Origin of the sequence: Streptomyces capitiformicae, assembly GCF_002214185.1 — a bacterium.
In the GTDB taxonomy this organism is placed as follows: domain Bacteria; phylum Actinomycetota; class Actinomycetes; order Streptomycetales; family Streptomycetaceae; genus Streptomyces; species Streptomyces capitiformicae.
The window spans coordinates 8868813-8895459 of record NZ_CP022161.1 but is presented as its reverse complement, the minus strand read 5'-3'; the positions used below and the strand labels follow the sequence as shown (position 1 = coordinate 8895459).

At 70.0% G+C, this 26647-nt stretch carries 23 protein-coding genes and 1 pseudogene; 11 read left to right on the top strand and 13 right to left on the bottom strand.

The window, feature by feature from the left end; translation table 11 throughout:
* Positions 1-142: 142 nt before the first annotated feature.
* Positions 143-5071 carry an ATP-dependent helicase gene (locus tag CES90_RS39910; RefSeq protein WP_189787871.1) on the bottom strand — a complete coding sequence of 1643 codons (4929 nt, stop codon included), beginning with the start codon at positions 5069-5071 and terminating at the stop codon, positions 143-145.
* Positions 5072-5196: 125 nt separating this feature from the next.
* On the opposite strand from CES90_RS39910, the gene CES90_RS39905 reads away from it, so the two are divergent.
* From CES90_RS39905 to CES90_RS39895, 3 genes are all read left to right on the top strand, one after another.
* Positions 5197-6033 carry an AraC family transcriptional regulator gene (locus CES90_RS39905; RefSeq protein WP_189787870.1) on the top strand — a complete coding sequence of 279 codons (837 nt, stop codon included), beginning with the start codon at positions 5197-5199 and terminating at the stop codon, positions 6031-6033.
* Positions 6034-6109: 76 nt separating this feature from the next.
* Positions 6110-6931, top strand: a complete 822-nt coding sequence (locus CES90_RS39900) for an AzlC family ABC transporter permease (protein ID WP_189787869.1) — start codon at positions 6110-6112, stop codon at positions 6929-6931.
* On the top strand, positions 6928-7236 hold the full coding sequence (locus tag CES90_RS39895; RefSeq protein WP_189787868.1) for an AzlD domain-containing protein: 309 nt from the start codon (positions 6928-6930) through the stop codon (positions 7234-7236). Before CES90_RS39900 ends, CES90_RS39895 begins: the two co-directional genes overlap by 4 nt.
* Positions 7237-7327: 91 nt before the next feature.
* Here the strand turns inward: CES90_RS39895 and CES90_RS39890 are convergent, their stop codons facing one another.
* Entirely contained in the window at positions 7328-8317 is a 990-nt protein-coding gene (locus tag CES90_RS39890) for a hypothetical protein (RefSeq protein WP_189787867.1), read from the bottom strand.
* Positions 8318-8396: 79 nt separating this feature from the next.
* On the opposite strand from CES90_RS39890, the gene CES90_RS39885 reads away from it, so the two are divergent.
* The 4 genes from CES90_RS39885 to recX all read left to right on the top strand — a co-directional run bounded on the left by CES90_RS39885 (position 8397) and on the right by recX (position 12562).
* The gene (locus CES90_RS39885; protein WP_189787866.1) at positions 8397-8591 is read left to right on the top strand and encodes a DUF3046 domain-containing protein; all 195 of its coding nucleotides are present in this window, start codon (positions 8397-8399) and stop codon (positions 8589-8591) included.
* Positions 8592-8719: 128 nt separating this feature from the next.
* A complete protein-coding gene (locus tag CES90_RS39880) occupies positions 8720-10132 on the top strand; it encodes an AI-2E family transporter (RefSeq protein ID WP_189787865.1) in 1413 nt (470 codons plus the stop codon).
* A 318-nt stretch (positions 10133-10450) separates the two neighbouring features.
* Positions 10451-11578, top strand: a complete 1128-nt coding sequence (recA, locus tag CES90_RS39875; RefSeq protein ID WP_189787864.1) for a recombinase RecA — start codon at positions 10451-10453, stop codon at positions 11576-11578.
* A gap of 3 nt (positions 11579-11581) precedes the next feature.
* A complete protein-coding gene (gene recX, locus CES90_RS39870; RefSeq protein WP_189787863.1) occupies positions 11582-12562 on the top strand; it encodes a recombination regulator RecX in 981 nt (326 codons plus the stop codon).
* Positions 12563-12578: 16 nt separating this feature from the next.
* On the opposite strand, the gene CES90_RS39865 is transcribed toward recX, so the two are convergent.
* From CES90_RS39865 to CES90_RS39860, 3 genes are all read right to left on the bottom strand, one after another.
* Positions 12579-13106, bottom strand: a complete 528-nt coding sequence (locus CES90_RS39865) for a cupin domain-containing protein (protein WP_189787862.1) — start codon at positions 13104-13106, stop codon at positions 12579-12581.
* Between the two features lie 83 nt (positions 13107-13189).
* Positions 13190-13261, bottom strand: a complete 72-nt coding sequence (locus tag CES90_RS51725) for a putative leader peptide (RefSeq protein ID WP_311710492.1) — start codon at positions 13259-13261, stop codon at positions 13190-13192.
* Between the two features lie 106 nt (positions 13262-13367).
* The gene (locus CES90_RS39860; RefSeq protein ID WP_189787861.1) at positions 13368-15059 is read right to left on the bottom strand and encodes an FAD-dependent monooxygenase; all 1692 of its coding nucleotides are present in this window, start codon (positions 15057-15059) and stop codon (positions 13368-13370) included.
* Between the two features lie 200 nt (positions 15060-15259).
* Here CES90_RS39860 and CES90_RS52510 point away from each other — a divergent pair.
* Positions 15260-15858, top strand: a pseudogene (locus tag CES90_RS52510) (hypothetical protein); the annotation flags it as partial.
* Positions 15859-16151: 293 nt separating this feature from the next.
* Here CES90_RS52510 and CES90_RS39855 read toward each other — a convergent pair.
* The 5 genes from CES90_RS39855 to CES90_RS39835 all read right to left on the bottom strand — a co-directional run bounded on the left by CES90_RS39855 (position 16152) and on the right by CES90_RS39835 (position 20659).
* The gene (locus CES90_RS39855; protein WP_189787860.1) at positions 16152-16583 is read right to left on the bottom strand and encodes a hypothetical protein; all 432 of its coding nucleotides are present in this window, start codon (positions 16581-16583) and stop codon (positions 16152-16154) included.
* A 719-nt stretch (positions 16584-17302) separates the two neighbouring features.
* Entirely contained in the window at positions 17303-18217 is a 915-nt protein-coding gene (locus CES90_RS39850) for an amino acid ABC transporter permease (protein ID WP_189787859.1), read from the bottom strand.
* Positions 18214-18879, bottom strand: a complete 666-nt coding sequence (locus CES90_RS39845; protein ID WP_189787858.1) for an amino acid ABC transporter permease — start codon at positions 18877-18879, stop codon at positions 18214-18216. Before CES90_RS39845 ends, CES90_RS39850 begins: the two co-directional genes overlap by 4 nt.
* A gap of 78 nt (positions 18880-18957) precedes the next feature.
* The gene (locus CES90_RS39840; protein ID WP_189787857.1) at positions 18958-19800 is read right to left on the bottom strand and encodes a glutamate ABC transporter substrate-binding protein; all 843 of its coding nucleotides are present in this window, start codon (positions 19798-19800) and stop codon (positions 18958-18960) included.
* An 82-nt stretch (positions 19801-19882) separates the two neighbouring features.
* Positions 19883-20659 (bottom strand): amino acid ABC transporter ATP-binding protein, encoded by a 777-nt coding sequence (locus CES90_RS39835; RefSeq protein ID WP_189787856.1) that lies wholly within the window; start codon positions 20657-20659, stop codon positions 19883-19885.
* Between the two features lie 321 nt (positions 20660-20980).
* On the opposite strand from CES90_RS39835, the gene CES90_RS39830 reads away from it, so the two are divergent.
* Both CES90_RS39830 and CES90_RS39825 read left to right on the top strand, forming a co-directional pair.
* Complete coding sequence (locus CES90_RS39830) at positions 20981-21667, top strand: response regulator transcription factor (protein WP_189787883.1); 687 nt, start codon at positions 20981-20983, stop codon at positions 21665-21667.
* Positions 21668-21677: 10 nt separating this feature from the next.
* Complete coding sequence (locus CES90_RS39825) at positions 21678-23093, top strand: HAMP domain-containing sensor histidine kinase (protein ID WP_189787855.1); 1416 nt, start codon at positions 21678-21680, stop codon at positions 23091-23093.
* A gap of 75 nt (positions 23094-23168) precedes the next feature.
* Here the strand turns inward: CES90_RS39825 and CES90_RS39820 are convergent, their stop codons facing one another.
* Both CES90_RS39820 and CES90_RS39815 read right to left on the bottom strand, forming a co-directional pair.
* Entirely contained in the window at positions 23169-24167 is a 999-nt protein-coding gene (locus CES90_RS39820; protein WP_189787854.1) for a TAXI family TRAP transporter solute-binding subunit, read from the bottom strand.
* Positions 24168-24453: 286 nt separating this feature from the next.
* Positions 24454-25593: a peptidoglycan recognition protein family protein gene (locus CES90_RS39815; protein WP_189787853.1), complete on the bottom strand. Its 1140-nt coding sequence runs from the start codon at positions 25591-25593 to the stop codon at positions 24454-24456.
* Between the two features lie 267 nt (positions 25594-25860).
* Here CES90_RS39815 and CES90_RS39810 point away from each other — a divergent pair, with 267 nt between their 5' ends.
* Positions 25861-26256: a pyrophosphohydrolase domain-containing protein gene (locus CES90_RS39810; RefSeq protein ID WP_189787852.1), complete on the top strand. Its 396-nt coding sequence runs from the start codon at positions 25861-25863 to the stop codon at positions 26254-26256.
* A gap of 179 nt (positions 26257-26435) precedes the next feature.
* On the opposite strand, the gene CES90_RS39805 is transcribed toward CES90_RS39810, so the two are convergent.
* Positions 26436-26633: a hypothetical protein gene (locus tag CES90_RS39805; protein WP_189787851.1), complete on the bottom strand. Its 198-nt coding sequence runs from the start codon at positions 26631-26633 to the stop codon at positions 26436-26438.
* Between the last annotated feature and the right edge of the window lie 14 nt (positions 26634-26647).

The following is a 26647-nucleotide window of genomic DNA, read 5'->3' as shown; positions in this document are numbered from 1 at the left end:
AGGTGGCTGGGGGAGGTGGTCGGTGGCGCCTGAGGGGTCGGGTGGTGCGGTCGGTTCGGCGGGTGCGGGTTCGGGGTGGCTGGTCGCGCGGTTCCCCCGCGCCCCGATCGGGGCTGAGCCCCGGCTTGGAGCGCTGCCCCGGTCAGGCGCGGATGCGTAGGCCGCGAGGCGTTGCTATGAAGCCTGCTCCTTCCAGGAGGGTGCCGTAGGGGGAGGTGAGGGCTGAGGTGCCGTTCACGCGTTCCACGGTGACTGTGCCGAGGGAACCCGCGCGGGCGGCTGCGGCGAGGGCTTCGGCGGCTGGGCGGAGGCGTGGGTCGTCCGTGGGGGTGCTGTCCGGGTCGGTGGGCCAGGCCAGCAGCGTCTTGCCGCCGCGCTCCATGTAGAGGGTCAGTTCGCCGTCTACGAGGACGACCAGTGAGCCCGCCTTGCGGCCCGGTTTGTGTCCGGCGTCGGTGGGCGGGTCGGGCCAGGGGAGGGCGGCACCGTAGGCGTTCGCGGGGTCGGCGGCGGCCAGGACCACGGCTCGGGGGGAGGAGGTGGGGCGGCGGGTACGGTGCGGGGGGCCGCCTCGGCTGTACGAGCCTTGGCCGCCGTAGCCGCCGTCACTGCCGTGGTTGCCGTACGACGGGAGGCGGGGGTCGGTGGCCTGGGACGGATCGCCGTCGGCGAAGGCGGCGATCTCGTCGGGTGCGGTTCCGAAGGGGGTGTCGAGCCCGGCGTCGAAGTCGGCGGCGGTCGGGGCCTCGAATCCGATGGGGTCGTAGGGGGCGCGGGGGAAGCCGTCCCCCTGGGGCGGAGTGGAGCCGGGGCCGGGGAGGGCCTCGCCCCTCTCGCGGGCATTGGACACGGCGCGCAGCCGGTCCACCGCGCCGTCCATCGCGAACTGTGCCGCGCCCAGCCCCTCGACCACATAGCCGCGCCGGGCCTGGCCGCTCTCCTCGAAGACGGACAGGACGCGGTAGGTCGCCGAGAAACCGCCCTCGACGCCCTCGGCGGCGACGGCGCCCCGGGTCACCACGCCGTGCCGGTCGAGGAGGGTGCGGGCGAGGGCGTGCGCGCGGACGGTGGGATCGGGCTCGTGGGCGGGGAGGAGGGACCAGCGGCCCGCGACCGTGGGTGGGCCCGTACGGGACTGGGGGCGTGCGGCGGCGGTCAGGGAGCCGTACCGGCCGCGCGGGACCGCGCGCTTGGCGCGGTGGGCCGTGGAGCCGGCCGTGCGGCCGGAGCCCAGCAGGGAGCGCATGGGGGCGAGGGTGTCGTTGGTGAGCCGGCCCGACCAGGCCAGGTCCCAGACGGCATCGGCCAGTTGGGGATCGGTGGCGTCGGGGTGCGTCGTGGCGCGGACCTGGTCGGCGATCTGGCGGAAGAACAGGCCGTAGCCGCCTGAAAGGGCGTCGAGGACGGACTGGTGGAGCGCCGTCGGTTCCAGGGGGTGCGGGGGCGGGAGGAGGAGTGGGGCCGTGTCCGCCAGGTACAGCGAGACCCAGCCGTCCTTGCCGGGGAGGGCTCCAGCGCCCGCCCATACGACTTCGCCGGCCGCGGTGAGTTCGTCGAGCATCGCAGGGGTGTAGTTGGCGACGCGGGACGGCAGGACCAGCTTCTCCAGGGCGGAGGCGGGCACGGAGGCGCCCTGCAACTGTTCGATCGCGCGCACCAGGCCGTCGATTCCGCGCAATCCGTGGCCGCCGCCCACGTGCTGCCACTGCGGTAGGAACTGCGCGAGCGCTGCGGGTGGCACCGGCTCCAGCTCGTGCCGCAGGGCTGCCAGCGAGCGGCGGCGCAGACGGCGCAGCACGGCCGCGTCGCACCACTCCTGGCCGATGCCCGCCGGGTGGAACTCGCCCTGCACGACCCGGCCGCCGGCCGCCAGCCGATGGAGCGCGCCGTCCGTCACGGCCACGCCGAGGCCGAAGCGGGCGGCTGCCGTGGCCGAGGTGAACGGGCCGTGCGTGCGCGCGTACCGGGCGAGGAGGTCGCCGAGCGGGTCCTTGACCGGCTCGGTGAACGCCTCCGGGACACCGACGGGCAGGGCCGTGCCGAGTGCGTCGCGCAGACGGCCCGCGTCCTCGATCGCCGCCCAGTGGTCGGTGCCGGCGATCCGGACCCGGATGGCGCGGCGGGCCCCGGCCAGCTCCGGCGCCCACTGCGGCTCGGCGCCGCGCTCCGCCAACTCGGCGTCCGTGAGAGGGCCGAGGAGCCGGAGCAGGTCGGCGACGCCTTCGGCGTCCTTGACGCGTCGGTCCTCGGTGAGCCACTGGAGCTCCCGCTCCAGCTCGACGAGTACCTCGGCGTCGAGCAGCTCGCGCAGCTCCGCCTGGCCCAGCAGCTCCGCGAGCAGTCGTGAGTCCAGCGACAGGGCGGCGGCGCGGCGCTCGGCGAGCGGGGAGTCGCCCTCGTACAGGAACTGGGCGACGTATCCGAAGAGCAGGGAGCGCGCGAAGGGTGAGGGCTCCGGGGTGGTGACCTCGACGAGGCGGACCTTGCGGGACTCGATGTCGCCCATCAGCTCGGCGAGCCCGGGAACGTCGAAGACGTCCTGGAGGCACTCGCGGACGGCCTCCAGGACGATCGGGAACGAGCCGAACTCGCTCGCCACCTGGAGCAGTTGGGCGGCGCGCTGCCGCTGCTGCCACAGCGGGGTGCGCTTGCCCGGGTTGCGGCGGGGCAGCAGGAGAGCGCGGGCGGCGCACTCGCGGAAGCGGGACGCGAACAGCGCCGAGCCGCCCACCTGGTCGGTGACGATCTGGTCGACCTCGCCCTTGTCGAAGGCGACGTCCGCGGCGCCGACGGGCGCCTGCTCGGCGTCGTACTCCATGCCCGCCTTCGTGGGTTCCTGGTCGAGCAAGTCCAGGCCCATCAGATCGGTGTCGGGCAGACGCAGCACGATGCCGTCGTCGGCGTGCATGACCTGGGCGTCCATGCCGTATCGCTCGGTGAGCTTCGCGCCGAGGGCGAGGGCCCAGGGGGCGTGGACCTGGGCGCCGAAGGGGGAGTGGACGACGACCCGCCAGTCGCCCAACTCGTCCCGGAAACGCTCGACGACGATCGTGCGGTCGTCCGGGACATGGCCGCAGGCTTCCCGTTGTTCGGCGAGGTAGGAGAGCACGTTGTCCGCGGCCCAGGCGTCGAGACCGGCGGCCAGAAGGCGGAGCCGGGCGTCCTCCTGGGACAGGGACCCCACCTCGCGCAGGAACGCGCCCACCGCGCGGCCCAGTTCGAGCGGGCGGCCGAGTTGGTCGCCCTTCCAGAAGGGCAGGCGGCCCGGGACGCCCGGCGCGGGGGAGACCAGCACCCGGTCGCGCGTGATGTCCTCGATACGCCAGGAGCTGGTGCCGAGGGTGAACACGTCGCCGACCCGGGACTCGTACACCATCTCCTCGTCGAGCTCGCCGACCCGGCCGCCGCCCTTCTTGGGGTCGGCGCCCGCGAGGAAGACCCCGAAGAGGCCGCGGTCCGGGATCGTCCCCCCGGAGGTGACCGCGAGGCGCTGGGCGCCGGGACGACCCGTGACCGTACCGGCGACCCGGTCCCACACCACGCGCGGGCGCAACTCCGCGAAGGCGTCGGACGGATAGCGGCCCGCGAGCATGTCGAGGACCGCCGTGAACGCGGACTCCGGGAGAGAGGCGAAGGGGGCGGCGCGGCGGACCGTGGCGAGGAGGTCGTCGACCTGCCAGGTGTCCATCGACGTCATGGCGACGAGCTGCTGTGCCAGGACGTCCAGGGGGTTGCCGGGAATCCTCAAGGACTCGATGGAGCCGCTGCGCATCCGCTCGGTGACGACGGCGGCCTGGACGAGGTCGCCCCGGTACTTGGGGAAGACCACGCCGGTGGAGACCGCACCCACCTGGTGTCCCGCACGGCCGACGCGCTGCAGGCCGGAGGCAACCGAAGGGGGCGACTCCACCTGGACGACGAGGTCCACCGCGCCCATGTCGATGCCCAGTTCGAGGCTCGAGGTGGCGACCACGGCCGGCAGCCGACCCGCCTTCAGGTCCTCCTCGACGAGGGCGCGCTGCTCCTTGGAGACCGAGCCGTGGTGAGCCCGCGCGAGCACCGGGGGTGCCCCTTGGGCCGCACCCGAGCCGCCCATCAGCTCGGCCGGGGCATGGTGTTCGTCCAAGGACTCACCGGTGGCCCGCTCGTACGCGATCTCGTTGAGCCGGTTGCACAGCCGCTCAGCGAGGCGGCGGGAATTGGCGAACACGATCGTGGAGCGGTGGGCCTGGACCAGGTCGGCGATGCGCTCCTCGACGTGCGGCCAGATCGACGGCCGTTCCGCGCCCTCGTTGCCGTCGGCCACCGGGGAGCCACCCAGTTCGCCCAGGTCCTCGACCGGGACGACCACGGAGAGGTCGAACTCCTTGCCGGACGGCGGCTGGACGATCTCCACCCTGCGGCGCGGGGAGAGGTAACGCGCGACCTCGTCGACGGGGCGCACGGTGGCCGAGAGACCGATCCGGCGTGCGGGCTTGGGCAGCAGCTCGTCGAGCCGCTCCAACGACAGCGCGAGGTGGGCGCCGCGCTTGGTGCCCGCGACCGCGTGCACCTCGTCCAGGATCACCGCCTCCACGCCCGTGAGCGCGTCGCGCGTGGCCGAGGTCAGCAGCAGGAACAGGGACTCGGGGGTGGTGATCAGGATGTCCGGCGGGCGCGTGGCCAGGGCGCGGCGCTCGGCGGCCGGGGTGTCGCCGGAGCGGATGCCCACCTTCACCTCGGGCTCGGGCAGCCCCAGGCGCACGGATTCCTGACGGATACCGGTCAGCGGACTGCGCAGGTTCCGCTCGACGTCCACCGCGAGGGCCTTCAGCGGTGACACGTACAGCACCCGGCAGCGCTTCCTGGGGTCGGCCGGGGGCGGGCTCGACGTCAGCTGGTCCAGCGCGGCCAGGAAGGCGGCCAGGGTCTTGCCGGAGCCGGTCGGCGCGACCACCAGCACGTCCGAGCCCTCGCCGATCGCCCGCCACGCCCCGGCCTGGGCCGCGGTGGGCGCGGAGAAGGCCCCCGTGAACCAGCCGCGGGTCGCGGGGGAGAAGCCGTCGAGGGCTCGATGTGCGGAGCTGACCATGCCCCCATCCTGCACCCGCCCACTGACAACGGTCCGGACCTGCGGAAACGGCTCCGCCACGAACGGGAGGAGCGCTGGTGCGCACTCCGGGCCCCGCTGCGCGGCTCACGACGCAGAATGGGGGCATGGCAGGTTCGGCGGAGCGGGCGCGGCACTGGCGGTATGCGGAACTTCCCGGTGTCGACCTGCTGCGGGCCCGCTACGTCGAGAAGAAGTTCGTGCGGCACACCCACGAGAACTTCGTGATCGCCGCCATAGCCGACGGCGTCGAGGTCTTCCATCACGGCGGAGCCGACCAGTACGCGGGTCCCGGCACCCTGGCCCTGGTCAACCCCGACACCCCGCACACGGGCCGGGCGGGCGTGCCGGAAGGCTGGCGGTACGGCGCGGTCTATCCGTCGCCGGACGTGGTGGCCGAGATCGCCGCCGAGACCACCACGATCCGCGGTACCCCCGGCTTCACCAGCCCTGTATTCGACGATCCGTACGCCGTCGGCCTCGTCCACCAGGTGCTGCGGGCCGCGGACGAGGGCAACGCGCTCGCGGCGGACACCCTGCTGCGGGTCGCCGTGACCCGGCTGCTGCGCCTCAACGGCGGGCCGCTTCCCCAGCGCGCCGTCCGCACGGCCGGCACCCGCTTCGCGGCACGCGCGCGTGCCGTGCTGGAGGACCGGATGGCCGACCCACCGACGCTGGAGCGGCTCGCCGCCGACCTCGGGACCAGCCCCTTCGCGCTGCTGCGGGCCTTCCGCACCGCCTACGGCATGCCACCGCACACCTGGCTGACGGACGCCCGCGTCCGCAGGGCCCGGAGCCTGCTCGACGCGGGCACGGCTCCCGCGGAGGCCGCCGTCGCCGTCGGCTTCACGGACCAGCCCCACCTCAATCGCCACTTCAGCCGGATTGTGGGCGTGCCCCCGGGTGCGTACCAGCGGGAACGCAGGGCGGCCACAACGGCGTGAGCGAGCCCCACGACGACGTGCGCGAGTGCAGGAACGTACAAGACCCACAAGGGCGGCTGTTCCTACCGTCCGAGGCGTGGCAGAACAGACAGCTCTCGCAGACATGCACCACGCGGACGGAGCCAAGCCCGACCGAGCCGTCGTCCGGGACGCCCTGGGAGTCGGGGTCGCCGTAGGACTGTCCGGGTTCGCCTTCGGGGTGACCTCGGCCGGCAGCGGGCTCAGCCTGTCCCAGACCTGCGTGCTGAGCCTCCTGGTGTTCACCGGAGCTTCCCAGTTCGCCCTGGTGGGCGCGCTCGCGGCCGGCGGCAACCCGTTCACGGCGGCCGCCGGGGCCTTCTTCCTCGGCGTGCGCAACGCGTTCTACGGGCTGCGGCTTTCGCAGGTGCTGGCCCTCCCGCGCGCGGTACGGCCGTTCGCCGCGCAGTGGGTCATCGACGAGACCACGGTCGTCGCCCTCGCCCAGCCCACCCGCCGTGCCGCCCGTATCGGTTTCACCGTCACCGGGCTCACCCTCTACGTGCTGTGGAACCTCACCACGCTCCTCGGCGCGCTCGGCGCCGAGGCCATCGGTGACATCGACGCCTGGGGGCTCGACGCGGCCGGGCCCGCCGTCTTCCTGGCGCTCCTCGCGCCGATGCTGCAAACGACCAGGGAACGGGCCGTGGCGGGCGTCGCCGTCGTCCTCGGGCTTGCTCTGCTGCCCGTGCTGCCCGCCGGGGTTCCGGTCCTGGTGGCCGCGGCGGCCGCCCCGGTCGTCCTCTGGGCGGAAGGCCGCCGGAAGACCGACGAGCGACGGAACGACCGGCAGAGCGGCCGACGGAACGACCGACAGGACGACCGACAGGACGACCGACAGGACGACCGACAGGACCGCGAACAGGAGGCGGCCGGATGAATGTCTGGATCGCGATCGCTGTGACCGCCATCGGCTGCTACGCCGTCAAGCTCATCGGCCTGCTGGTCCCCGAGGGCGTACTGGAACGGCCGCTCGTGCAGCGCCTCGCCGCCTTGCTCCCCGTGGCCCTCCTCGCCGCCCTCACGGCGCAGCAGACCTTCGCCGACGGCCGCCTCCTCGTACTGGACGCGAGGGCCGCAGGGCTCGCCGCAGCCGCCGTAGCCCTGCTCCTGCGCGCCCCTTTCCTGCTCGTCGTGGCCGCGGCGGTGGTCGTCACGGCGGGGGTGCGGGCGATGACGGGCTGACGCCGCCGGCACGCGCGCGTGTACCCGCGTTCGTACCGCACGCACGCGTGCCCGCCTTGCGCAGCCCCACCCGGCCCCGCCCGGGCTCTCCTCAGCCGATCGACCGACCGTACGCCCGCAACGTACGCAGCGCCTCGATCGTCACGATCGGACGGCTCTCCAGGGCGGTCCCCGGCGCCCACTGGCGCCAGCGGATCGGCCAGCCGCCGTCCTCCTGCTGGTCGCTCTCCAGGAAGTCGAGTGAGCGCGACATCTCTTCGTCGGTGAACCATGCGCGCGAGAGCGACTCCGGGGTACGCGCGAAGTCGTGCGGGAAGTGGTGCTCGCCCGGGGCGTAACCGGCCGGGACCGGGTACTCCTCCAGCCGCTCCGGGTCCAGCGCGGCGAGCCGGTGTTCACGCACCAGGCGGCCCAGCCGGTCGGCGGCGGCCTGCGCGCGCGGGCGATCGGGCACGGAGTCCAGGAACGTCACGGCGGCCTGGACCTCGTAGGGGTGCGACTTCTCCATGGACTCGATCGTCTGCCAGCAGAAGTCGGTGGCCCGGAACAGCCACGCGTGCCACACCTGGTTGCGGTGGAGCAGACCCACCACGGGCCCGGTGGCCAGCAGATCACTGGGCGGGTCGTCGACGATCGGCACGGAAGGGGCCGCCGGATAACCCCGCTGACTGGGATGCACCGCGGGAAGAGCGCCGTCCGGAGTCGACACCGTGGTCAGATAGCGGCACACACGCTCCACCCGCTGCCCGCCGCAACGCCCGATCGAGTCCAGGACCCGCAGCGCGTGTCCGGTGTGCAGCGGCTGGCTCACGGGCCCGCGCAGATCGGGCTCGAGCGCGTGGCCGTACCCCTCGTCGGCGTTCCGATAGGCGGCCAGCGCGGTCTCCACCGCATCGGCGCTCCCGTCGGTCCCGTCGGTCCCATCGGTCCCATCGGTCCCATCGGTCCCGTCGAGGAAGTGGTACACGAAGCGGCGCTGCTCCAGTACACGTGCGGTCAGCCAGACGAACTGCTCGGCGCGGCCCAGCGGGGTGTGCGCCGGGGGCGTCGGGGGGAGTGGGGATGCTCCAGTTTCGGCCATGGGTCAGACCGTAGGACGGAAAGCGGTCTCGGCAGGCCGTCCCGGCCAGGCCCACCCCCTGGGGCGGGATACTGGAGTCATGCGGTTGACGGTCTTCTGGCAGCGGATGGCGGATCACTTCGGTGAGGGATACGCCGAAACCTTTGCGCGCGATCATGTGATGTCCGAACTCGGCGGGCGCACGGTGCACGAGGCGCTGGACGCCGGCTGGGAGGCCAAGGACGTGTGGCGCGTGGTGTGCACGACCATGGGCGTTCCGGCTGAAAACCGCTGAAAGGCCGCGGGCTTTGGAGCCTGTCGCCGGTCACCGGGCGAGAAGATTTCGGAGCCTGTCGCCGGTCACCGGGCGAGAAGATCCGGGGGCGGGGTCTGATTGTCGGTGGAGTGGGCCAGACTTGGTGCGTGGCCCCCACAGACGAGACCTCGCAGGTCGAGCACGAGGCATCCCCGTTCGGTACGACGCCGCCCACCCGGTCCTCGGCCGGTCCCGGTGCCGCGCCGAGCGCACGTATGCCGCGCTGGCTGCCGCGCGCCATGGTGCTGGCGCTCTCGCTCGTCGCCGTCTTCCAGTTGGGCAGCTGGGCGTTCCACCAGCTCATCGGGCTGCTGATCAACATCCTCATCGCGTTCTTCCTGGCGCTCGCGATCGAGCCCGCGGTGAGCTGGATGGCCTCCAAGGGCCTGCGCAGGGGCTTCGCCACCTTCCTCGTCTTCCTGATCACCCTGATCACGGCCGCCGGCTTCGTCACGCTGCTCGGCTCGATACTCGCCGGACAGATCATCAAGATGGTCGAGGGCTTCCCGGCGTACCTCGACTCCGTCATCAGCTGGATCAACATCACCTTCCACACCGAGCTGAAGCGCGTCGACATCCAGGAGGGGCTGCTCCGCTCCGACTTCCTGCAGAGATACGTGCAGAACAGCGCAACCGGGGTGCTGGACATCTCCACACAGGTGCTGGGCGGTCTCTTCCAACTGCTGACGATCGCGCTGTTCTCGTTCTACTTCGCCGCCGACGGCCCGCGACTGAGACGCGCGCTGTGCTCCGTACTGCCGCCCGCCAAACAGGCGGAGGTGCTGCGCGCGTGGGAGATCGCCGTCGACAAGACCGGTGGTTATCTGTACTCACGCGGTCTGATGGCGCTGATCTCCGGCATGGCGCACTACATCCTGCTGCAGTACCTCAACGTGCCCTACGCGCCCGCGCTCGCCGTCTGGGTCGGTCTGGTATCGCAGTTCATCCCCACCATCGGCACCTACCTCGCGGGCGCCCTGCCGATGCTGATCGCCTTCACGGTCGACCCCTGGTACGCGCTGTGGGTGCTCGGCTTCGTCGTCATCTACCAGCAGTTCGAGAACTATGTGCTGCAGCCCAAACTGACCGCGAAGACCGTGGACATCCACCCGGCGGTCGCCTTCGGATCGGTCGTCGCGGGCACCGCGCTCCTCGGTGCCGTCGGCGCGCTCATAGCCATCCCCGCCATCGCCACCCTCCAGGCGTTCCTCGGGGCCTATGTGAAGCGGTACGACGTCACGGACGACCCCCGGGTGCACGGACACCGCAGGCGTGGCTCGATCAACATCCTCGCGCGCCTGCGGAGCCGGTCGCACGGGCCGGGTGAGGAAGGCCGGGCCGACGGAGACGTCCTCACACGCGTGCGCAAGCGGCTGGGCGACAAGTGGGGCCCGAAGCAGCCGGCGGACGACTCCCCCGACGCACAGCAGGACGGCGACGGCGACACCGGGCGACGGGACACAGGGGCCGAGGACGGCGTAGAGCCCGACGACAGTGCCGGGCGCCGGGGCGCCTCGTAAGGCGGCTGTCGCCGTAGCCCTGCACCACCGAAAGCTGAGCAAACGGTGGCGACGGCCAGACGATCTACGACGTCATCCGGCACGCGTAGACAGTGCTCCCGGGACTTTCCTGGCGGTCACGTGGTGCGCTTGACACTAAAATCGAACATCCGTTCTTATGGAGGTCCGGCGAGGCCTGAGGCGGGCGATTCGAGAGGGTTTTCGTGGAGAAGTGCCCGAGTTATCCACAGGCAGGGCGGGCGTCGGGGCCCATTGTCAGTGGCAGGCGTTAGCGTCTTTCACGTGAAGCGATCGACTCAAGCAAACCGGGTGGAACCCATGGCAGGAACCGACCGCGAGAAGGCGCTCGACGCCGCGCTCGCACAGATTGAACGACAATTCGGCAAGGGCGCTGTCATGCGCATGGGCGAGCGGTCGAAGGAGCCCATCGAGGTCATCCCGACCGGGTCGACCGCGCTCGACGTGGCGCTCGGTGTCGGCGGCCTGCCGCGCGGCCGAGTGGTGGAGATCTACGGCCCCGAGTCCTCCGGTAAGACGACCCTGACCCTGCACGCCGTGGCCAACGCGCAGAAGGCCGGCGGCCAGGTCGCGTTCGTGGACGCGGAGCACGCCCTCGACCCCGAGTACGCCAAGAAGCTCGGCGTCGACATCGACAACCTGATCCTCTCCCAGCCGGACAACGGCGAGCAGGCCCTGGAGATCGTGGACATGCTGGTCCGCTCCGGCGCCCTCGACCTCATCGTCATCGACTCCGTCGCCGCGCTCGTCCCTCGCGCGGAGATCGAGGGCGAGATGGGCGACAGCCACGTGGGTCTGCAGGCCCGACTGATGAGCCAGGCCCTGCGGAAGATCACCAGCGCGCTCAACCAGTCCAAGACCACCGCCATCTTCATCAACCAGCTCCGCGAGAAAATCGGAGTCATGTTCGGGTCGCCGGAGACCACGACCGGTGGCCGCGCGCTGAAGTTCTACGCCTCGGTGCGTATCGACATCCGCCGCATCGAGACGCTGAAGGACGGCACGGAGGCGGTCGGTAACCGCACCCGCTGCAAGGTCGTCAAGAACAAGGTCGCGCCGCCCTTCAAGCAGGCCGAGTTCGACATCCTCTATGGCCAGGGCATCAGCCGCGAGGGCGGCCTGATCGACATGGGCGTGGAGCACGGCTTCGTCCGCAAGGCCGGCGCCTGGTACACGTACGAGGGCGACCAGCTCGGCCAGGGCAAGGAGAACGCCCGCAACTTCCTCAAGGACAACCCCGACCTGGCCAACGAGATCGAGAAGAAGATCAAGGAGAAGCTGGGCGTCGGAGTGCGGCCGGAGGAACCCGCCGCCGAGCCGGGCACAGACGCCGGGGTCTCGGCCGCACCCGCCGACGACGCCGCGAAGGCGGTGCCCGCCTCCGCCGCCAAGGCCCCCAAGACCAAGGCCGCGACGGCGAAGAGCTAGTCCGTGACACGCAGAACGGACTGGGGCGAGTACGCATACCCCAGTGCCCCTGAAAGCCAGGGGCGCCGGGGCACCGGGGGAGCCGCCGCAGACGGGTTCGGACCGTACGACGACGGGGCGTCGTACGGCACGCCCGAGCCCTACGACGGCGAACCGCATGACGCCGACCTGCACGGCGGTGAACCGTTCGAGGGCGAGTCGTACGGCAGCGAGCCGTTCGAGGGCGAGTCGTACGGCAGCGAGTCGTACGGCGGTGACGTCGGCCGACCGACCGATGGTGCGCGCGCCGGTGGGGGCTCGCCCGGCGGTGCTCGTCGGCGCGGCGGCGGTGGCGGGCGAGGTGCGGGCGGCGACGAGCGTGGCAGGCGCGGCCGTGGTGGTCGTCGGCGCGGCGGCGGGGAGTCGGCCGACCGCCCGGAGGACGGGGGAACTCAGAACGAGGGCTCGTCTCTCTCGTCGAGGGCCGAGAGAGCGGAGTCCTCAGGGGACCCAGCTGAGCGGGCGCGCGCGATCTGCCTGCGCCTGCTCACCGGGACCCCACGCACTCGGAAGCAACTTGCCGACGCCCTGCACAAAAGAGAGATCCCCGACGAGGTGGCGGACGAGGTGCTGTCGCGGTTCGAGGAGGTCGGCCTCATCAACGACAGCGCGTTCGCGGATGCCTGGGTGGAGTCCCGTCACCATGGGCGGGGCCTGGCCCGGCGAGCCCTCGCCCGGGAGTTGCGCACCAAGGGCGTCGACTCGGCGCTGATCGACGAGGCCGTCGCCCAGCTCGACTCCGAGAAGGAGGAGGCCACCGCACGCGAACTCGTCGCCCGCAAGCTGCGCTCCACCCGAGGCCTCGACCGGGACAAACGCCTCCGCCGCCTCGCGGGCATGCTCGCCCGCAAGGGCTATCCCGAGGGCATGGCCCTTCGCGTGGTCCGACAGGCACTGGAGGAGGAGGGGGAGGACACGGACGGGCTGGAGGACGAGGGGTACTGAAGGAGGGACTCCGCGCTCACTGCCAGTCCTCCGGCCGCTCGACCTGCTCCAGGCGCAGCACCTGTCCCGTACGGCTGTAGCGGCGGATGCGGGGCAGCGGCGGGTAGTAGGCGTGGACGGAAATGGCGTGTTCCGCGGTGGACTCGTTGAGGACCTCGTGCACATGGTGGCGTCCGAAGGAACGGCCCTTGCCGGCGGGCAACTGCCGCTCGCGGTCGACGTCTTCGGTGAGTTCCAGGGTCTTCCAGCCGTCGGTGGGCAGCCGGGCGGCGAGGGAGTTCTCCTTGAGTCGGCCCGCGGCGGTCACGAAGGCGCCGACCGAGTCGGCGTGGTCGTGCCAGCCGGTCCCGGTGCCGGGCGGCCAGCCGATGAGCCATGCCTCGCTGCCGCCGGGGCCGTCGAGCCGCACCCAGGTGCGGCCCTCGGGGTCGAGCGGCAACGAGGCGATCAGCTCGGCGTCGGCGGCGGTCCGGCGCGCGAAGTCGAGCAGTTCGGCCTGCGTGGGGGTGGAGACCGGCGGCGCGGAGGCGGGAGAGACAGACATGGGTACCGTCCTGAAGTGCGTTCGCGTGAAGCGCGCGGCAGCTCACGGGCAGCACACGCGCGGAGGAAGAGAAGAATGCGAATTCAGCAGGACGGACGACACACGCACCCCGCATAGCGGACGAGGTCCATATGGACCCTCCGCCACAGGTGCACACAGGTGTCGGTCACGGAACGGAGTACACCATGACCGCCCGGACCGGTCAACCGAGCGTCACTATGTGGACACACAGTGACGCTCGGCCCGGAGAGCCGGGGAACATCAGCGTGAACGCGCACCCGCCCCGGTGGTCGCGGCCTGCTGCTCCGCCCCGCCCAGCGTCGCCTCCGCCGCCGCGTACAGGTCGGCCGGGCGTACCCCGCTCAGCGCGGTGACGAGGTGTCCGTCGGGACGGAGCAGGAGCACGGTGTGGGCGGCCGCGCCCGGATAGCTCTCGGCGACCAGCAACTCGGCGGGGCGCGGCAGGGCGGACACGGCGGCCGCGAGCCGGGGCATGATCCCGGCGCTCACCCAGTGCTTGCGCTCCCACACCCCCGTACCCGGTGCGATCAGCACCACCAACAGCGCCCCGCGCCCGAGCCGGTCCCGTAGCCGTACGAACGAGCCGTCCTCAGCGGTCACTTGTACGTCGGCGACCTGGGCGCCCGGCAGAGTGTCGACCGGTGCCTCGGAGGCGGCGCGTGGAGGCATGAGCGGCGAGTCGGTGTACGCCCCCGGCGCACCCAGTGGTCCGCGCCCCAAGTGGCCGTCCGCGAGCAGCGCGTCGTGGCCGCGGGACGAGCCGGGGACGTACGACCGCAGCCCCTTGCCGCCGCGCAGCAGCGGCAGCACCTGGTCGGCGGCGCGCAGCCGGGCGGCGACAACCGCGCGCCGTTCCGCCTGGTAGCTGTTGAGCAGCGCCTCGTGCGGGCCGTGGTGCCAGGCCAGCGCCAGCTTCCAGGCGAGGTTGTCGGCGTCCCGCAGCCCCTCGTCCAGGCCCTGGGTGCCGAGCGCCCCGAGCAGATGGGCGGCGTCCCCGGCGAGGAAGACCCGCCCGACCCGCCACCGCCTCGCCAGCCGGTGGTGCACGGTGTGCACACCGGTGTCCAGCAGGTCGTACGGAGGTGTGGAGCCACCCCTCCAGCCCGCGAGCGTCTCCCGGACACGGGCCACGAGAAGCTCGGGCGTCACCAGGTCCTTGCCCGGCGGCAGCAGCCAGTCCAGGCGCCAGAGACCCTCGTCGAGCGGACGCGCGGTCACCTCACCGCCGGAAGGGCCCGACATCCGCCACGGCGGCATCCGGTGCAGCAACGCTTCTCCTGGCCAGGGGAGTTCCGCGCGCAGCGCCGCGACGGCATGCCGCTCCACTGCCGTACGCCCCGGAAAGCGGATGTCCTGCAACTTGCGCACCGTCGAGCGCGGCCCGTCGCACCCCACGAGGTAACTCCCCCGCCACCACGTGCTCTTGGGCCCGCGTGTGTGCGCCGTGACGCCGGACGCCTCCTGCTCGATGGCGTCCACCCGACTCTCCACGGCGACCTTGACGAGCCGCTCGCCGGCGATCGCGTCGCGCAAGGCGGTGGTGAGGACGTGCTGGGCGATGTGGAGCGGGGGGAGGTCGGCGGAGCCCTCGACGACATCCTCCGGGCCGCCGCGGGCGCCCTTCGAACCCTCCCGGGGCGGGACGTCCGTCTCGTCGAAGTCGGCCTCCCCGAACCGGACCTGACGCATCACCTGCTTGCGCCGCAGAGACCGCCATCCGGCCCAGCGGAACCCGGCCTCGGTGAGCGGGACGCCGGACAACCGTTCCAGCAGAGCCGCCGTGTCCTCGTGCAGCACGACCGTCCGCGCGAGCCGCTGCTCGTCCTTCCCCGGCCCCTCGTCCAGGACCACGGAGGGCACCTCCTGACGCGCCAACGCCAGGGCGAGCGTGAGCCCCACGGGCCCCGCTCCGACGATGATCACCGGGTCCACGACGCGGCGCCCCCTGCCCGAGGTGACGTCCTGGCGGACACGGGTGAACAGGAAGTTGGAGCAGGGTGCACGATCACAGAACGTATGCAACCCATTGCCGGGGTTTGCGTCAAGTGACGGAGTGATCTTTAACGGGGCGGGTCACGTCAGGTCGTGACGGCTGTCGGGGGCTGCTCTATGCCTGGAGGACGGCTACCCCGATGGGCGGTGGACTGACGGCCAAGGAACGGGCTCGGTGTGAGCAAGTCCGGCTGGCGGCCGTGGATCTGATCTAGGCCGGGGGCAGGGACCGGGAGGTGGCCCGGTGGTTCAGAGTTCCCCGGATGTCGGCGAACCGTTGGCGGCTGGCGTTACTGATGATCTTCGCGTGGTGTCGCGCTGGTGCTGGCGATCGCTGCAGCTCAGGCACGCTGTCGTCAGCGACATCACGCGGCGAAATTCAGTAGCTGCGGGCGGCCGGCAAGGCCTGGCCTCCAGGGGCCCGGGCAGCGTCCGCTGCCAGCTCGATGCGGAACAACTCCGCATTGGCGAGGATTGTCGAGGTCGTGCGCGGCCGGTTCGGGTCGAGTACACCTTGGCAGGCTGTATGTGCTGCTGCACCGCATCGGCTGGAGTGTGCAGTTCCTCTCCCACAAGGTCACCGGGCGAGACGAGGCGAAGACCGCCGATGGATACCTGGCTCTGCTCCGAGGACGAAGCCGGCCAGGGCCTGAGGCCACCCAAAGACCGCACCTGGGGTCGGCGCGGCCGAACCCAGGTGGTGGGGGTCACCGCCCAAGGCGCCAAACGGGTCTCCATACCTTACGGAACTGCCGACATTCATCTGTAAGGCTCCCTCCTTGCGCATACCCTCATGACGACAGGTGTACTGCGAGGATCAAGCTCTGCCAGCAGCTGCGACAACCGAGTTCAAGCTCAGTGGCCCGAACCGGCATCGAGGGTGTGGGTTGTAAATCCTCAATGCCGCTTTGGGGTGTGTTTCGGCGATGCTGGAATCAAACGCGCATGGTGACACCACCGAGCCAGATTCTTTGATAGTTGTAGGAAAAAACGGCCCGCCGAGTATTCCGGTGGGCCGTTTTGGCGTTCATGTCAGACATTTATGCATGAAGTCTTCATGCTTTTCGTGACGTAGTCACCCGGCCCGTGAATAAATACCATGAAGAATGCCTGGTAGCATTGCTTTCCGCGCTTGTTGGCCTTGAACTCCCGCCAGGATATGGCATGGTTGTAATCGATGGTCTCGGCCCCGAAGGGGGCCTTCAGGAAGAGTTGCCTGCCATCCCGCCACATGGCAAGCGACGGGGTGATGGACAGGCTGCTTCCCCTCTTGCACCAAGCGGCGAAGGATGCCCGAATGCGGCCCGCTGTGTTGTCGTTGGAGATCTGCACTTCCGCGTAGCAGCCACCGCCTATCCGCATTTCCTTTATCTTTGCTGCCGCCTGCGCATCGGTGGCTGTGGCTCCGAGCAGGCCAAGAGTCATCACGCTGGCAGCGAAGGAGCTCTTAAGCTTATTGTTCACTGGTTCCCCTCGTTTTGGTCTCGGTAACATGATTGTTGCACCGTCGATCACCCTGTCGTAAGAGATTAGTGAGATTTTTGAGGAACATCTGAGCTTCTGTCTCCTGTGTTGTGCTGATCAGCGCTCCGCGCGCCACCCAGGGGGTTTCGGGCTGGGGAGCAAGCATGGAGAGAATGCAAGAGGAAAATGGGTCAGGCGGTTTCGGTCGCCGATCTGCCCTGCCACGCAATGGCATCTTCGCCGTCGGCACCGAAACAGATTCCCAGCTTGAGGTCAGCGGAGACGCCGTTACTTCGGTGCGTGGGAGTGACGGATCCGGCTATCGCTGCTCCGGGCGTACTCCGCGAGGTGCCATCGAGCAGGACATAGTCGGGGGCGGCTAGCAATGGGCCGAGCGCGCGAGCAGCGTGCATTGTGGGGTCGCAGGTGTAGGTACATGACTGTGCCATTGGGGACGCTGAGCCCGGCCGCGATTTGCATGAGCGTGCCGCGCTTGCCTAGGTGTAACAAGCAGGTCGGCCTTGTCGGAACTCATCAGTCGGCCCGACCGTTGCCTTGCCGCAGACGCCGATGGCTGCCGCGGATACGGCGGCGCATAGCCCATTGTCGAGTTTGGGCGGGTGCCCCCTTTGTGGATTCAATGCTGCAGAAAGCAACGGAGGCAATGGCCTCATGCCATTGCCTCCGTTGCTCATCTCACTCGATTGCTGTGAGGCCCGTCAGATGGAGCCGCCGGCGCCGGTTCCATGAGTACCACCGATCCCGGCGGGGTTGAGTTCCTCCAAGTCGTCCTTTCCGAGAACGACGCCCGTGCCCTTCTTCCTCCGGCGCAGCCTGCCCTCCAGCCAGCTCGCGAAGGTGGTGAGCGCGAAGTTGACGGCGATGAAGACGACGGCTACGACGGTGAAGCTGGCGATGGTGTTCGCGCCGTAGAACGAGCTCATCGGGCGAACCGCCGCCAGCAGCTCGGAGAAGTTGAGCAGCGCGCCGCCAAGCGCAGTGTCCTTCACGATGACGACCAGCTGGCTGACGATCGCGGGCAGCATCGCCGTGACCGACTGCGGCAGCAGGACGAACCGCATCGTCTGGTTCTTGCGTAGACCGATCGCCATCGCGGCTTCCGACTGGCCCTTCGGAAGGGACAGGATGCCGGCCCGCACGATCTCCGCGAGCACCGAGGCGTTGTACAGCACGAGTCCGGTGACGACCGCGTAGAGAGGGCGGTCCTCCGAGCTGATGTCGGTGAACTCGGCGTACGCCGCGTTGGCGAAGACCATCAGGATCAGCACCGGGATGGCGCGGAAGAACTCCACCACGGCGCCGGAGGGCCACCGCACCCACGAGTGATCCGAGAGGCGCGAGACGCCGAAGACGGCACCGAGCGGCAGGGCTATCACCATGGCGAGGGCGGCCGCGATGAGCGTGTTCTCCAGGCCCGGCAGGATGTACGTGGTCCACGACCGGGAGTCCGTGAAGAAGGGCGACCACTTCGCCCAGTCGAGCTGGTTCTTCTCGTCGAGTTTGGCGTACACCCACCAGAGCGCGGCGGCGAAGGCGACCACGAACAGCACCGAGAGGATGACGTTCCGGCGCTTGGCCCGGGGGCCGGGGACGTCGTACAGGACCGAACTCATCGTTTCACCGCCACCTTCTTGCTCACCCAGCCGAGGAACAGACCGGTCGGGAGGGTGAGGCAGCAGAACCCGAACGCGAAAATGGCGGAGATGAGGATGAGCTGGGCTTCGTTCTCGATCATCTCCTTCATCAGCAGCGCTGCCTCGGCCACGCCGATCGCAGCGGCGACCGTGGTGTTCTTGGTCAGTGCGATCAGTACGTTTGCCAGCGGCCCGACGACGGAGCGGAACGCCTGAGGAAGAATCACCAGGCTCAGCACCTGGCTGAAGTTCAGCCCGATGGCGCGGGCGGCCTCTGCCTGGCCGACCGGCACGGTGTTGATACCGGAGCGCAGTGCCTCGCAGACGAACGCCGCGGTGTAGGCGATCAGACCGAGTACGGCGAGCCGGAAGTTGATGGTCTCGAACCGCTCGGCGCCGAGGTCGATACCCAGCGTCTGGAAGAGGCCCAGCGAGGTGAAGACGATGATGATCGTCAGCGGGATGTTCCGCACCACGTTCACATAGGTGGTGCCGAATCCGCGCATCAGGGGGACAGGGCTGACCCGCATGGCAGCCAACAGAGTGCCCCAGATCAGGGAGCCGATGGCCGAGTAGACGGTGAGCTGCACCGTCGTCCAGAACGCCTCTAGCAGGTCGTAGCCTTCAAGAAAGTCGAACACGATCTCCCGCGCTTCCGCATATGGGGAGGGCGCGGCGCGCCGCCACGGAGAGCGGCGCGCCTACCCTGTCGCCCTGCCTCACTTGACGATGTCGCCGATCTTCGGCGCGGGCTCGTTCTTGTAGTTCGCCGGACCGAAGTTGGCCTGCACGGCCTTGTCCCAGGACTTGTCGGAGACCATCTTCTCCAGGGCCGTGTTGATCTTGGCCTTGAGGTCGCTGCCCTCCTTGACGCCGATGCCGTAGTTCTCGTTGCTCAGCTTGAAGCCGGCGAGCTTGAACTTGCCCTTGAACTGCTCCTGCGCGGCGTAGCCGGCGAGGATGGAGTCGTCGGTGGTCAGCGCGTCCATGGCCTTGCTCTCCAGGCCGGTGAGGCACTCCGAGTAGCCGCCTGCCTGCTGCAGGTTGGCCTTCGGGGCGATCTTTTCCTTGACATTCTGCGCCGAGGTCGACCCGGTCACCGAACAGAGGTTCTTGGAGTTCAGGTCCTCCGGCTTCGTGATCGAGTTGTCGTCGGAGCGGACCAGGATGTCCTGGTGGGCGAGGAGGTACGGACCGGCGAAGTCGACCTTCTTCTCACGCTCGTCGTTGATCGAGTACGAGGCGGCGATGAAGTCGACGTCACCACGCTCCAGCATCGTCTCGCGGTCGGCGCTCTTCGCTTCCTTCCACTCGATCTGATCCGCGTCGTAGCCGAGTTCCTTGGCGACGTACGTCGCCACGTCGACGTCGAAGCCCGTGTACTTGCCGTCAGCGGTCTTCTGGCCGATGCCCGGCTGGTCGAACTTGATGCCGATCGTGATCTTCTTGCCGTCGCCGGAGTCGGACCCGCTGTCCTTGCTGTCGTCACCACCACAAGCGGTGGCCGTAAGAGCGAGGACGAGGGCGGTGGCCGCTGCGGCGGAGACCTTGCGAAGCTTCATGGTGAACATCCTTTGCTGGTGAAGAGATGCGGGCCCTTGGCGGCCCTGTGCGGTGAGTCGGTGGTATACGGCACAGGCGCCGTCAGTGGTGCAGGATCTTCGAAAGGAAGTCCTTGGCCCGGTCGCTGCGGGGGTTGCTGAAGAACTGGTCCGGCACAGCCTCTTCGACGATGCGGCCGTCAGCCATGAATACGACCCGGTTGGCAGCCGATCGGGCGAAGCCCATCTCGTGGGTGACCACGACCATGGTCATGCCGTCGCGGGCGAGCTGCTGCATGACCTCCAGGACCTCGTTGATCATCTCGGGGTCGAGCGCGGAGGTCGGCTCGTCGAAGAGCATGACCTTCGGGTCCATCGCCAGCGCTCGCGCGATCGCGACGCGCTGCTGCTGGCCGCCCGAGAGCTGAGCGGGGTACTTGTCCGCCTGGCTGCCCACACCGACCCGGTCCAGCAGATTCCGGGCCTTCTCCTCGGCCTTCTTCTTGTCGGCCTTGCGGACCTTGATCTGTCCGAGCATCACGTTCTCGAGCACGGTCTTGTGCGCGAAGAGATTGAACGACTGGAACACCATGCCGACATCGGCCCGCAGTCGCGCGAGCGCCTTGCCCTCCGCGGGCAGCGGCTTGCCGTCGATCAGGATGTCGCCGGAGTCGATGGACTCCAGGCGGTTGATGGTGCGGCACAGGGTGGACTTGCCGGACCCGGAGGGCCCGATCACCACGACGACCTCGCCCCTGGCGATGGTCAGATCGATGTCCTGGAGCACGTGCAACGCGCCGAAGTGCTTGTTGACGCTCTTCAGGACGACCAGATCCTCGGTCGCGGCCACTGCGTCCTTGGCCACCGAAACTTCGGTCATCGCTTTATGGCTCCGTCCTCCTCGGTTTCGGAGGACAGTAGTGACCGGTGGCGACCAGCGTCATTACATCTGAGGGAAGTTTGAGCATAACGATCTGGTAGCCGGACGGGCACTGCCCGTAGTGGCCCCGCAGAAGGCGTTTCGGCTGGGTAACGGAACCCTCGGGGAACCCCGTACGGCCTTGACGGCGTCCTCACTCATCAGTCTGACTGCGAGGGGCCCGCGCGCGCGTGCCGGCCGTTCGCATGCGCGTAATGTGTGCCAGTCGAGACCGTACGTATGACCGAACGTTTACGACCGACCGAACCGGAGGGGGCCGGAATGAGGCTGCTCCTCGTCGAGGACGACAATCACGTCGCGGCCGCCTTGTCCGCGGTCCTGGCCAGGCACGGCTTCGACGTCACGCATGCCCGCAGCGGCGAGGAGGCCCTCCAGGCGCTCGTCCCGGAGGGGAACGGCTTCGGCGTCGTCCTGCTCGATCTCGGCCTGCCCGACCAGGACGGTTACGAGGTCTGCGGCAAGATCCGCAAGCGCACCAGCACCCCGGTGATCATGGTGACGGCGCGCTCCGACGTTCGCTCCCGGATCCACGGCCTCAACCTCGGGGCCGACGACTACGTGGTCAAGCCGTACGACACCGGCGAACTGCTCGCCCGTATCCATGCCGTCGCCCGGCGCAGGGCCCCCGACGAGGCCGTGGTTCCCGGCGACGCGGGGCTGCGCCTCGGGCCCGTGCTCATCGAACTGCCCACGCGTCAGGTCAGTGTGGACGGTTCGGTCGTCCAGCTGACCCGCAAGGAGTTCGATCTGCTCGCGCTGCTGGCCCAGCGGCCCGGGGTGGTGTTCCGCCGGGAACAGATCATCAGCGAGGTGTGGCGCACCAGCTGGGAGGGGACGGGGCGCACCCTGGAAGTGCATGTCGCCTCCTTGCGGTCCAAGCTGCGCATGCCCGCCCTGATCGAGACGGTGCGCGGGGTCGGCTACCGGCTGGTGGCCCCGACGCCGTAGCGTTCGGCGGGTGCGCACTCGTCTTCTTCCGCTGCTCATCGTCCTGATGGCCGCCGTGCTGCTGGCACTCGGCATGCCATTGGCGGTGAGTCTGGCGGCGGCGCGGCAGCAGGAGGTGGTCGTCGACCGTATCGACGACACGGCGCGCTTCGCGGCCCTCGCGCAGTTCGTCACCGACTCACCCAGTGGCTCGCGGCTGGACGACACGACCGACGGCCGCCAGGCGACCCTGCAGCGGGAACTCGATCAGTACTTCCGTGTGTACGGCATCAAGGCCGGCGTCTTCTACCGCGCCGAGGACCGGCCGCCCATGGCCAACGCGCCCTACGACTGGGGGGTGCCCACGGAGGGCGAGGGCAAGGACGCGTTCGAGGAGGCGCTGCTGGGGCGCCGGCCGCACGATCCGGAACAGGTGTGGCCCTGGCAGGACGGCCGCCTCGTCGTGGCGTCCCCGGTCATCCACGACGGTGACGTCGTCGCGGTCGTCGTCACCGACTCGCCCACCGACCAGATGCGCTCGAAGATCCTGCGCGGCTGGCTGGTCATCGGCGCGGGCGAGATCGCCGCGATGCTGCTCGCCGTCGGCGCCGCGCTGCGGCTGACGGGCTGGGTCCTCAAGCCGGTCCGCGTCCTCGACGTCACCACCCACGCCATCGCCTCCGGCCGGCTGAAGTCCCGGGTCGCGGTGGCCAGCGGTCCGCCGGAACTCCGGCGCCTGGCCCGGTCGTTCAACGAGATGGCCGACAACGTCGAGGACGTACTGGAGCAGCAGCGCGCCTTCGTCGCGGACGCCTCGCACCAGTTGCGCAACCCCCTCGCCGCGCTGCTGCTGCGCATCGACCTCCTCGCCCTCGAGCTGCCCGAGGGCAACGCGGAGATCGCCTCCGTGCGGACCGAGGGCAAGCGCCTCGCCCAGGTCCTCGACGACCTGCTCGACCTGGCGCTCGCCGAGCACGCCGAGTCCGACCTGCGCCTCACCGACGTGGGCGAGCTGGCCGCCGAGCGGGTCGCCTCCTGGTCGCCGGTCGCCGACGACAAGGGCGTGACACTGGTCGGCACCTGCCCGGCCACCACGGCCTGGGCCGACCCGGTCGCCCTGTCCAGTGCCCTGGACGCGGTGATCGACAACGCGCTGAAGTTCACGCCCGCCGGCGAGACCGTCGAAGTCGAGGTCGCCACGAACGGCGACCTCTGCACGGTCGTCGTCACCGACGGCGGCCCCGGGCTCAGCGACGAGGAACTGGAACGCGTCGGCGACCGTTTCTGGCGCAGCACCGCCCACCAGAACATCAAGGGCTCGGGCCTCGGGCTCTCCATCTCCCGGGCCCTCATAGCGGCGGGCGGCGGCTCCATCTCGTACGCCCACCACGAGCCGCACGGACTGAAGGTGACCGTGACGGTGCCCAGGTCGCGTCCGGCGGCCTGAGAGGCCTTCCGGCTTCGTCGAGCTACTTCAGCCACTCCCGGCTGCTTCCGGTGCGCGGGCATGACCGGCCGGTGGTCATGGCTTGACCGAGGTGTAGTACCGCCGCGCGCCCTCGTGCAGCCGCAGCGGGTCCGTGTAGATCGCGGTGCGCAGGTCCACCACCTGGGCCGCGTGGACCTCCTGGCCGATCGCGTCCCGGCTCTTGATGACCATGCGGGTCAGCCACTCCGTCAGCCGGGGATCCATGTCGTCGCGCGTGATGAGCAGGTTCGCCACGGTGAGGGTGGGCACGGTGGAGCCGTCGAGGATGTCCGGGTAGGCGTCGGCGGGCATCACGGATGCCCGGTAGTGGGTGAAGACCCCGCCCTGGTCGTGCAGCTTCGCCACGAGGGCGCCACTGATCGGGACGAACCGGAATTCGTAGCCGTCATCCGCGAGGTCGGTGAGGCCCCTGGTGGGCAGGCCGCCCGACCAGATGAAGGCGTCGATCCTGCCGTCGCGGAGTGCGCCGGGGCTCGTACCGATGGTGTCGTCCCGCGGGTCGATGTCCTTGTCGATGTCCAGGCCGGCCGCCGCCAGCAGACGTTCGGAGATCAGCCGCACTCCGGAGCCCTCGGGCCCCACGGCCACCCGCTTGCCCTTGAGGTCCGCGATGGTCTGGATGCGTGAGGTGGCGGGGACGACGACCTGCACGTAATCGTCGTACAGCCGTGCCAGGCCGCGCAGCCGGCTGGCGCCGGGCTTGCCGTCGTCCAGGTACGCCTGCACGGCGTCGGCCGCGGCGATGGCGAAGTCGGCCTGCCCGTGGGCCACCAGGCTGACGTTCTCCTGGGAGCCGTTGCTGGGCTCCAGGTCGATCTTCAGGCGCGGCATGTCGTCGGCGATCGCCGTCCGCAGCCGGGTGCCGTACTCCTGGTAGACGCCCCGCTCGGCTCCCGTGCTGAGCGTGACCGTCCCGCTCGGGGGCTCCTCATGCGGCCAGAGCCACCATGCCAGCAGCCCGAGGACCACCAGCAAGGCCGCCGAGCCCAGTAGCGCGCGACGCCCGCCGATGCGGGGGAGTACCTGGACCATGCCGAGATCCTGCCAGGTCATCCCGAGGGGCGGCCAGGACCTGGCCCATCCGGTGCGAGCTCGTGACAAGGGGGTGATGTCGGGCGGGCCGCACGCGCGCGTGCAGGGCGCTGGTCTCCTGTGCGGCACGCGCGCGTGCGATGCGTGGCCTCCGGCGCGCACGGCCAGTGGTCTCCGGCGCGCACGGCAGTGGTCTCCGGCGCGCACGCGCGTGTACGGCAGTGGTCTCCGGTGCCGGGCCCGTCGAGCGCGAGCCCGGTGCCGGATGCCGGATGCCGGAGAAGGGTCAGCGGCCGGTCGCCACGGCCGTACGAAGCCGGTCGAGCTCCTGGTACATGACCTCGCCGGGGCACTCCGTCGACATCCAGTCCCGGTGACCGCTGATCTCCGAGACCTCCTTCTGCGTGCCGTTGACGGGGTTCGTGTACGTCACGCGGGCCTGCGGGTCGACGCCGTGCAGCCGGACCAGGACGCGGACGAGCCGGGTGAGCGCCTGGCGGGCCGCCTCCTTCGGGCCCTGCTCGGTGAAGGTGCCGAGCAGCGCGATGCCGAGGTTCCCGGAGTTGAAGCCGCCCACGTGGAAGCCGGTGACCACCTTGCCGTCAGCGTCGTGCGCGGGCATCCCGTCCTCACCGGAGTAGCGGCCCTCGTAGATGCGGCCCGCCTCGTCGATGAGGAAGTGGTAGCCGATGTCGCCCCAGTCGTTGGTGATGGCGTGCAGATGGTAGATCGCGCGGACCGTGGCGGCCGGGTCCGGGGCGTCGTTGGCCCCGGCCGTGTGGTGCACGGTGATGGTCTGGAACGGGTAGAAGGCGGTCGGCGAGTTCTCCGACCCGTCCGGCTTGAACCGCAGCGACTCGTCGGCGCCCCAGGCCGCCCGGGAGAGGTACTGGACGCCTCGGACGCGCGTGGGGTCGCTCGGTACCTTCACCTTGCGGTCCGGCCCGTGTGTGCAGTCGAGCGCCACCGAACGCAGTCCGGTGGCCCCGTCGGGCGCCTTCAGTTCGTAGCCCGAGGCCTGGTCGGCCGCGATCAGCAGACCGCCGCCGTTGGCCACTGAGCAGCCGCCGTCGCCGAGCGGCTTCCAGGCGCCCTGGCTGCCGTCGGCGTCCCGCAGCCGGATGCCGCCGCCGGTGGTCTCGTCGGTGCCGCCCCAGCGGAGGCCCACGTAACCGATGGGGATGGCGGTCTCTACGGGTGCCTGGCCGGTCGCGGTCTCGGAGCGGGTCTTCGGGAAGGTCTCGGTCGTCGTACCGGCCTTGGTGTCGTCCGTCCCGGCCGCGGCGGGGTCGGTGTCGTTCGTCGTGGCCATCACGGTCGGTGTGATCACGGCACCGGCGGCGACCGCGCCGGCGGCGCCGATCACGGTGCTGCGGGTCACTCGGGACTTGGCCCGGTGCGTTGGGGAGGTGGGGGGAACTGTCACGGTGGGTCCTCAATCGTTTCGGGGTCATGCTTGAAGACTCAACGGAGGGTACGGACCCCGGTCACCGCCTTCGAGGGCGGCCCCCGATACTGATGAGGCGTCAGAATGCCATAGTCCACAAAGGGGTGTGGGTGACAGGACCTCACGAGGGAGACGGGTCTGTCGGGGCGCCGCAGCGGTCTCGCCGTAGTTGCCGCACACGATCTCGATACGGCCGCCGCATCGGGCCTCGATATGGCCGCCGCAGGGCCTCGATAGGGTCGCCGTATGCGTCCCTCTCCCGCCCACCTGGTCCGTGAGTTCCACCTGGCCTTCGGGCTCGACGCCCGCACCGCGCCGACCGAGGTCTCGCCCGAACTGGCGGCCCACCGCGGCGAGTTGCTGGCGGAGGAGGCCGCAGAAGTCGCCGAGGTGGCCGTCGAGGGCTCGCTGGACCGGCTGGCGCACGAGCTGGCCGACGTCGTGTACGTGGCGTACGGCACCGCTCTCGTCCACGGCATCGATCTCGATGAGGTGATCGCGGAGATCCACCGCTCCAACATGACCAAGCGGGGACCCGACGGCCGTGTCGTCCGCCGGGCCGACGGCAAGGTGCTCAAGGGGGACCACTACCGGGCGCCCGATGTCTCCGGGGTGCTGCGCGAGCAGGGGCGGACCGGCTGAGACCGGGGTGGATGGGGTAACGGGCGGGACGTACTACCGCGTGGTTGCATGACCAGCAGCGACCGGAGCCAGGCAGTGGGTGTCAAGACATACGAAGTACGCACGTACGTGTGCTGACTTTTCGCAAACGCACGCAGCTGTTTGACCGGCAACGATGTCCAGCCGAGGGCAGCTGAGGGTCAGGAGGAGCGCCGACGGCCGGAATGTGCACCCCGGCCGAGCGGCTGCTGTGGAACCGGCTCTCGGTGTTCGCCGGCGGCTTCGGCCTGGACACGGCCGAGGCGGTCGGTGCCAGGGAGGGCACCACGACCGATGACCTTGGGCTTCAGCTCCCGTACGCAGGTCGCGGCCTGGATGGCGGAGAACCAGGTACCCACACCGTAATCTCACC

Excerpts from the sequence above, each read along its gene's own strand:
- CES90_RS39910 (WP_189787871.1), bottom strand. The coding sequence starts at position 5,071 with ATGGTCAGCTCCGCACATCGAGCCCTCGACGGCTTCTCCCCCGCGACC.
- CES90_RS39905 (WP_189787870.1), top strand. The coding sequence starts at position 5,197 with ATGGCAGGTTCGGCGGAGCGGGCGCGGCACTGGCGGTATGCGGAACTT.
- CES90_RS39895 (WP_189787868.1), top strand. The coding sequence starts at position 6,928 with ATGAATGTCTGGATCGCGATCGCTGTGACCGCCATCGGCTGCTACGCC.
- CES90_RS39890 (WP_189787867.1), bottom strand. The coding sequence starts at position 8,317 with ATGGCCGAAACTGGAGCATCCCCACTCCCCCCGACGCCCCCGGCGCAC.
- CES90_RS39885 (WP_189787866.1), top strand. The coding sequence starts at position 8,397 with ATGCGGTTGACGGTCTTCTGGCAGCGGATGGCGGATCACTTCGGTGAG.
- recA (WP_189787864.1), top strand. The coding sequence starts at position 10,451 with ATGGCAGGAACCGACCGCGAGAAGGCGCTCGACGCCGCGCTCGCACAG.
- CES90_RS39865 (WP_189787862.1), bottom strand. The coding sequence starts at position 13,106 with ATGTCTGTCTCTCCCGCCTCCGCGCCGCCGGTCTCCACCCCCACGCAG.
- CES90_RS39850 (WP_189787859.1), bottom strand. The coding sequence starts at position 18,217 with ATGAGTTCGGTCCTGTACGACGTCCCCGGCCCCCGGGCCAAGCGCCGG.
- CES90_RS39840 (WP_189787857.1), bottom strand. The coding sequence starts at position 19,800 with ATGAAGCTTCGCAAGGTCTCCGCCGCAGCGGCCACCGCCCTCGTCCTC.
- CES90_RS39835 (WP_189787856.1), bottom strand. The coding sequence starts at position 20,659 with ATGACCGAAGTTTCGGTGGCCAAGGACGCAGTGGCCGCGACCGAGGAT.
- CES90_RS39830 (WP_189787883.1), top strand. The coding sequence starts at position 20,981 with ATGAGGCTGCTCCTCGTCGAGGACGACAATCACGTCGCGGCCGCCTTG.
- CES90_RS39820 (WP_189787854.1), bottom strand. The coding sequence starts at position 24,167 with ATGGTCCAGGTACTCCCCCGCATCGGCGGGCGTCGCGCGCTACTGGGC.
- CES90_RS39810 (WP_189787852.1), top strand. The coding sequence starts at position 25,861 with ATGCGTCCCTCTCCCGCCCACCTGGTCCGTGAGTTCCACCTGGCCTTC.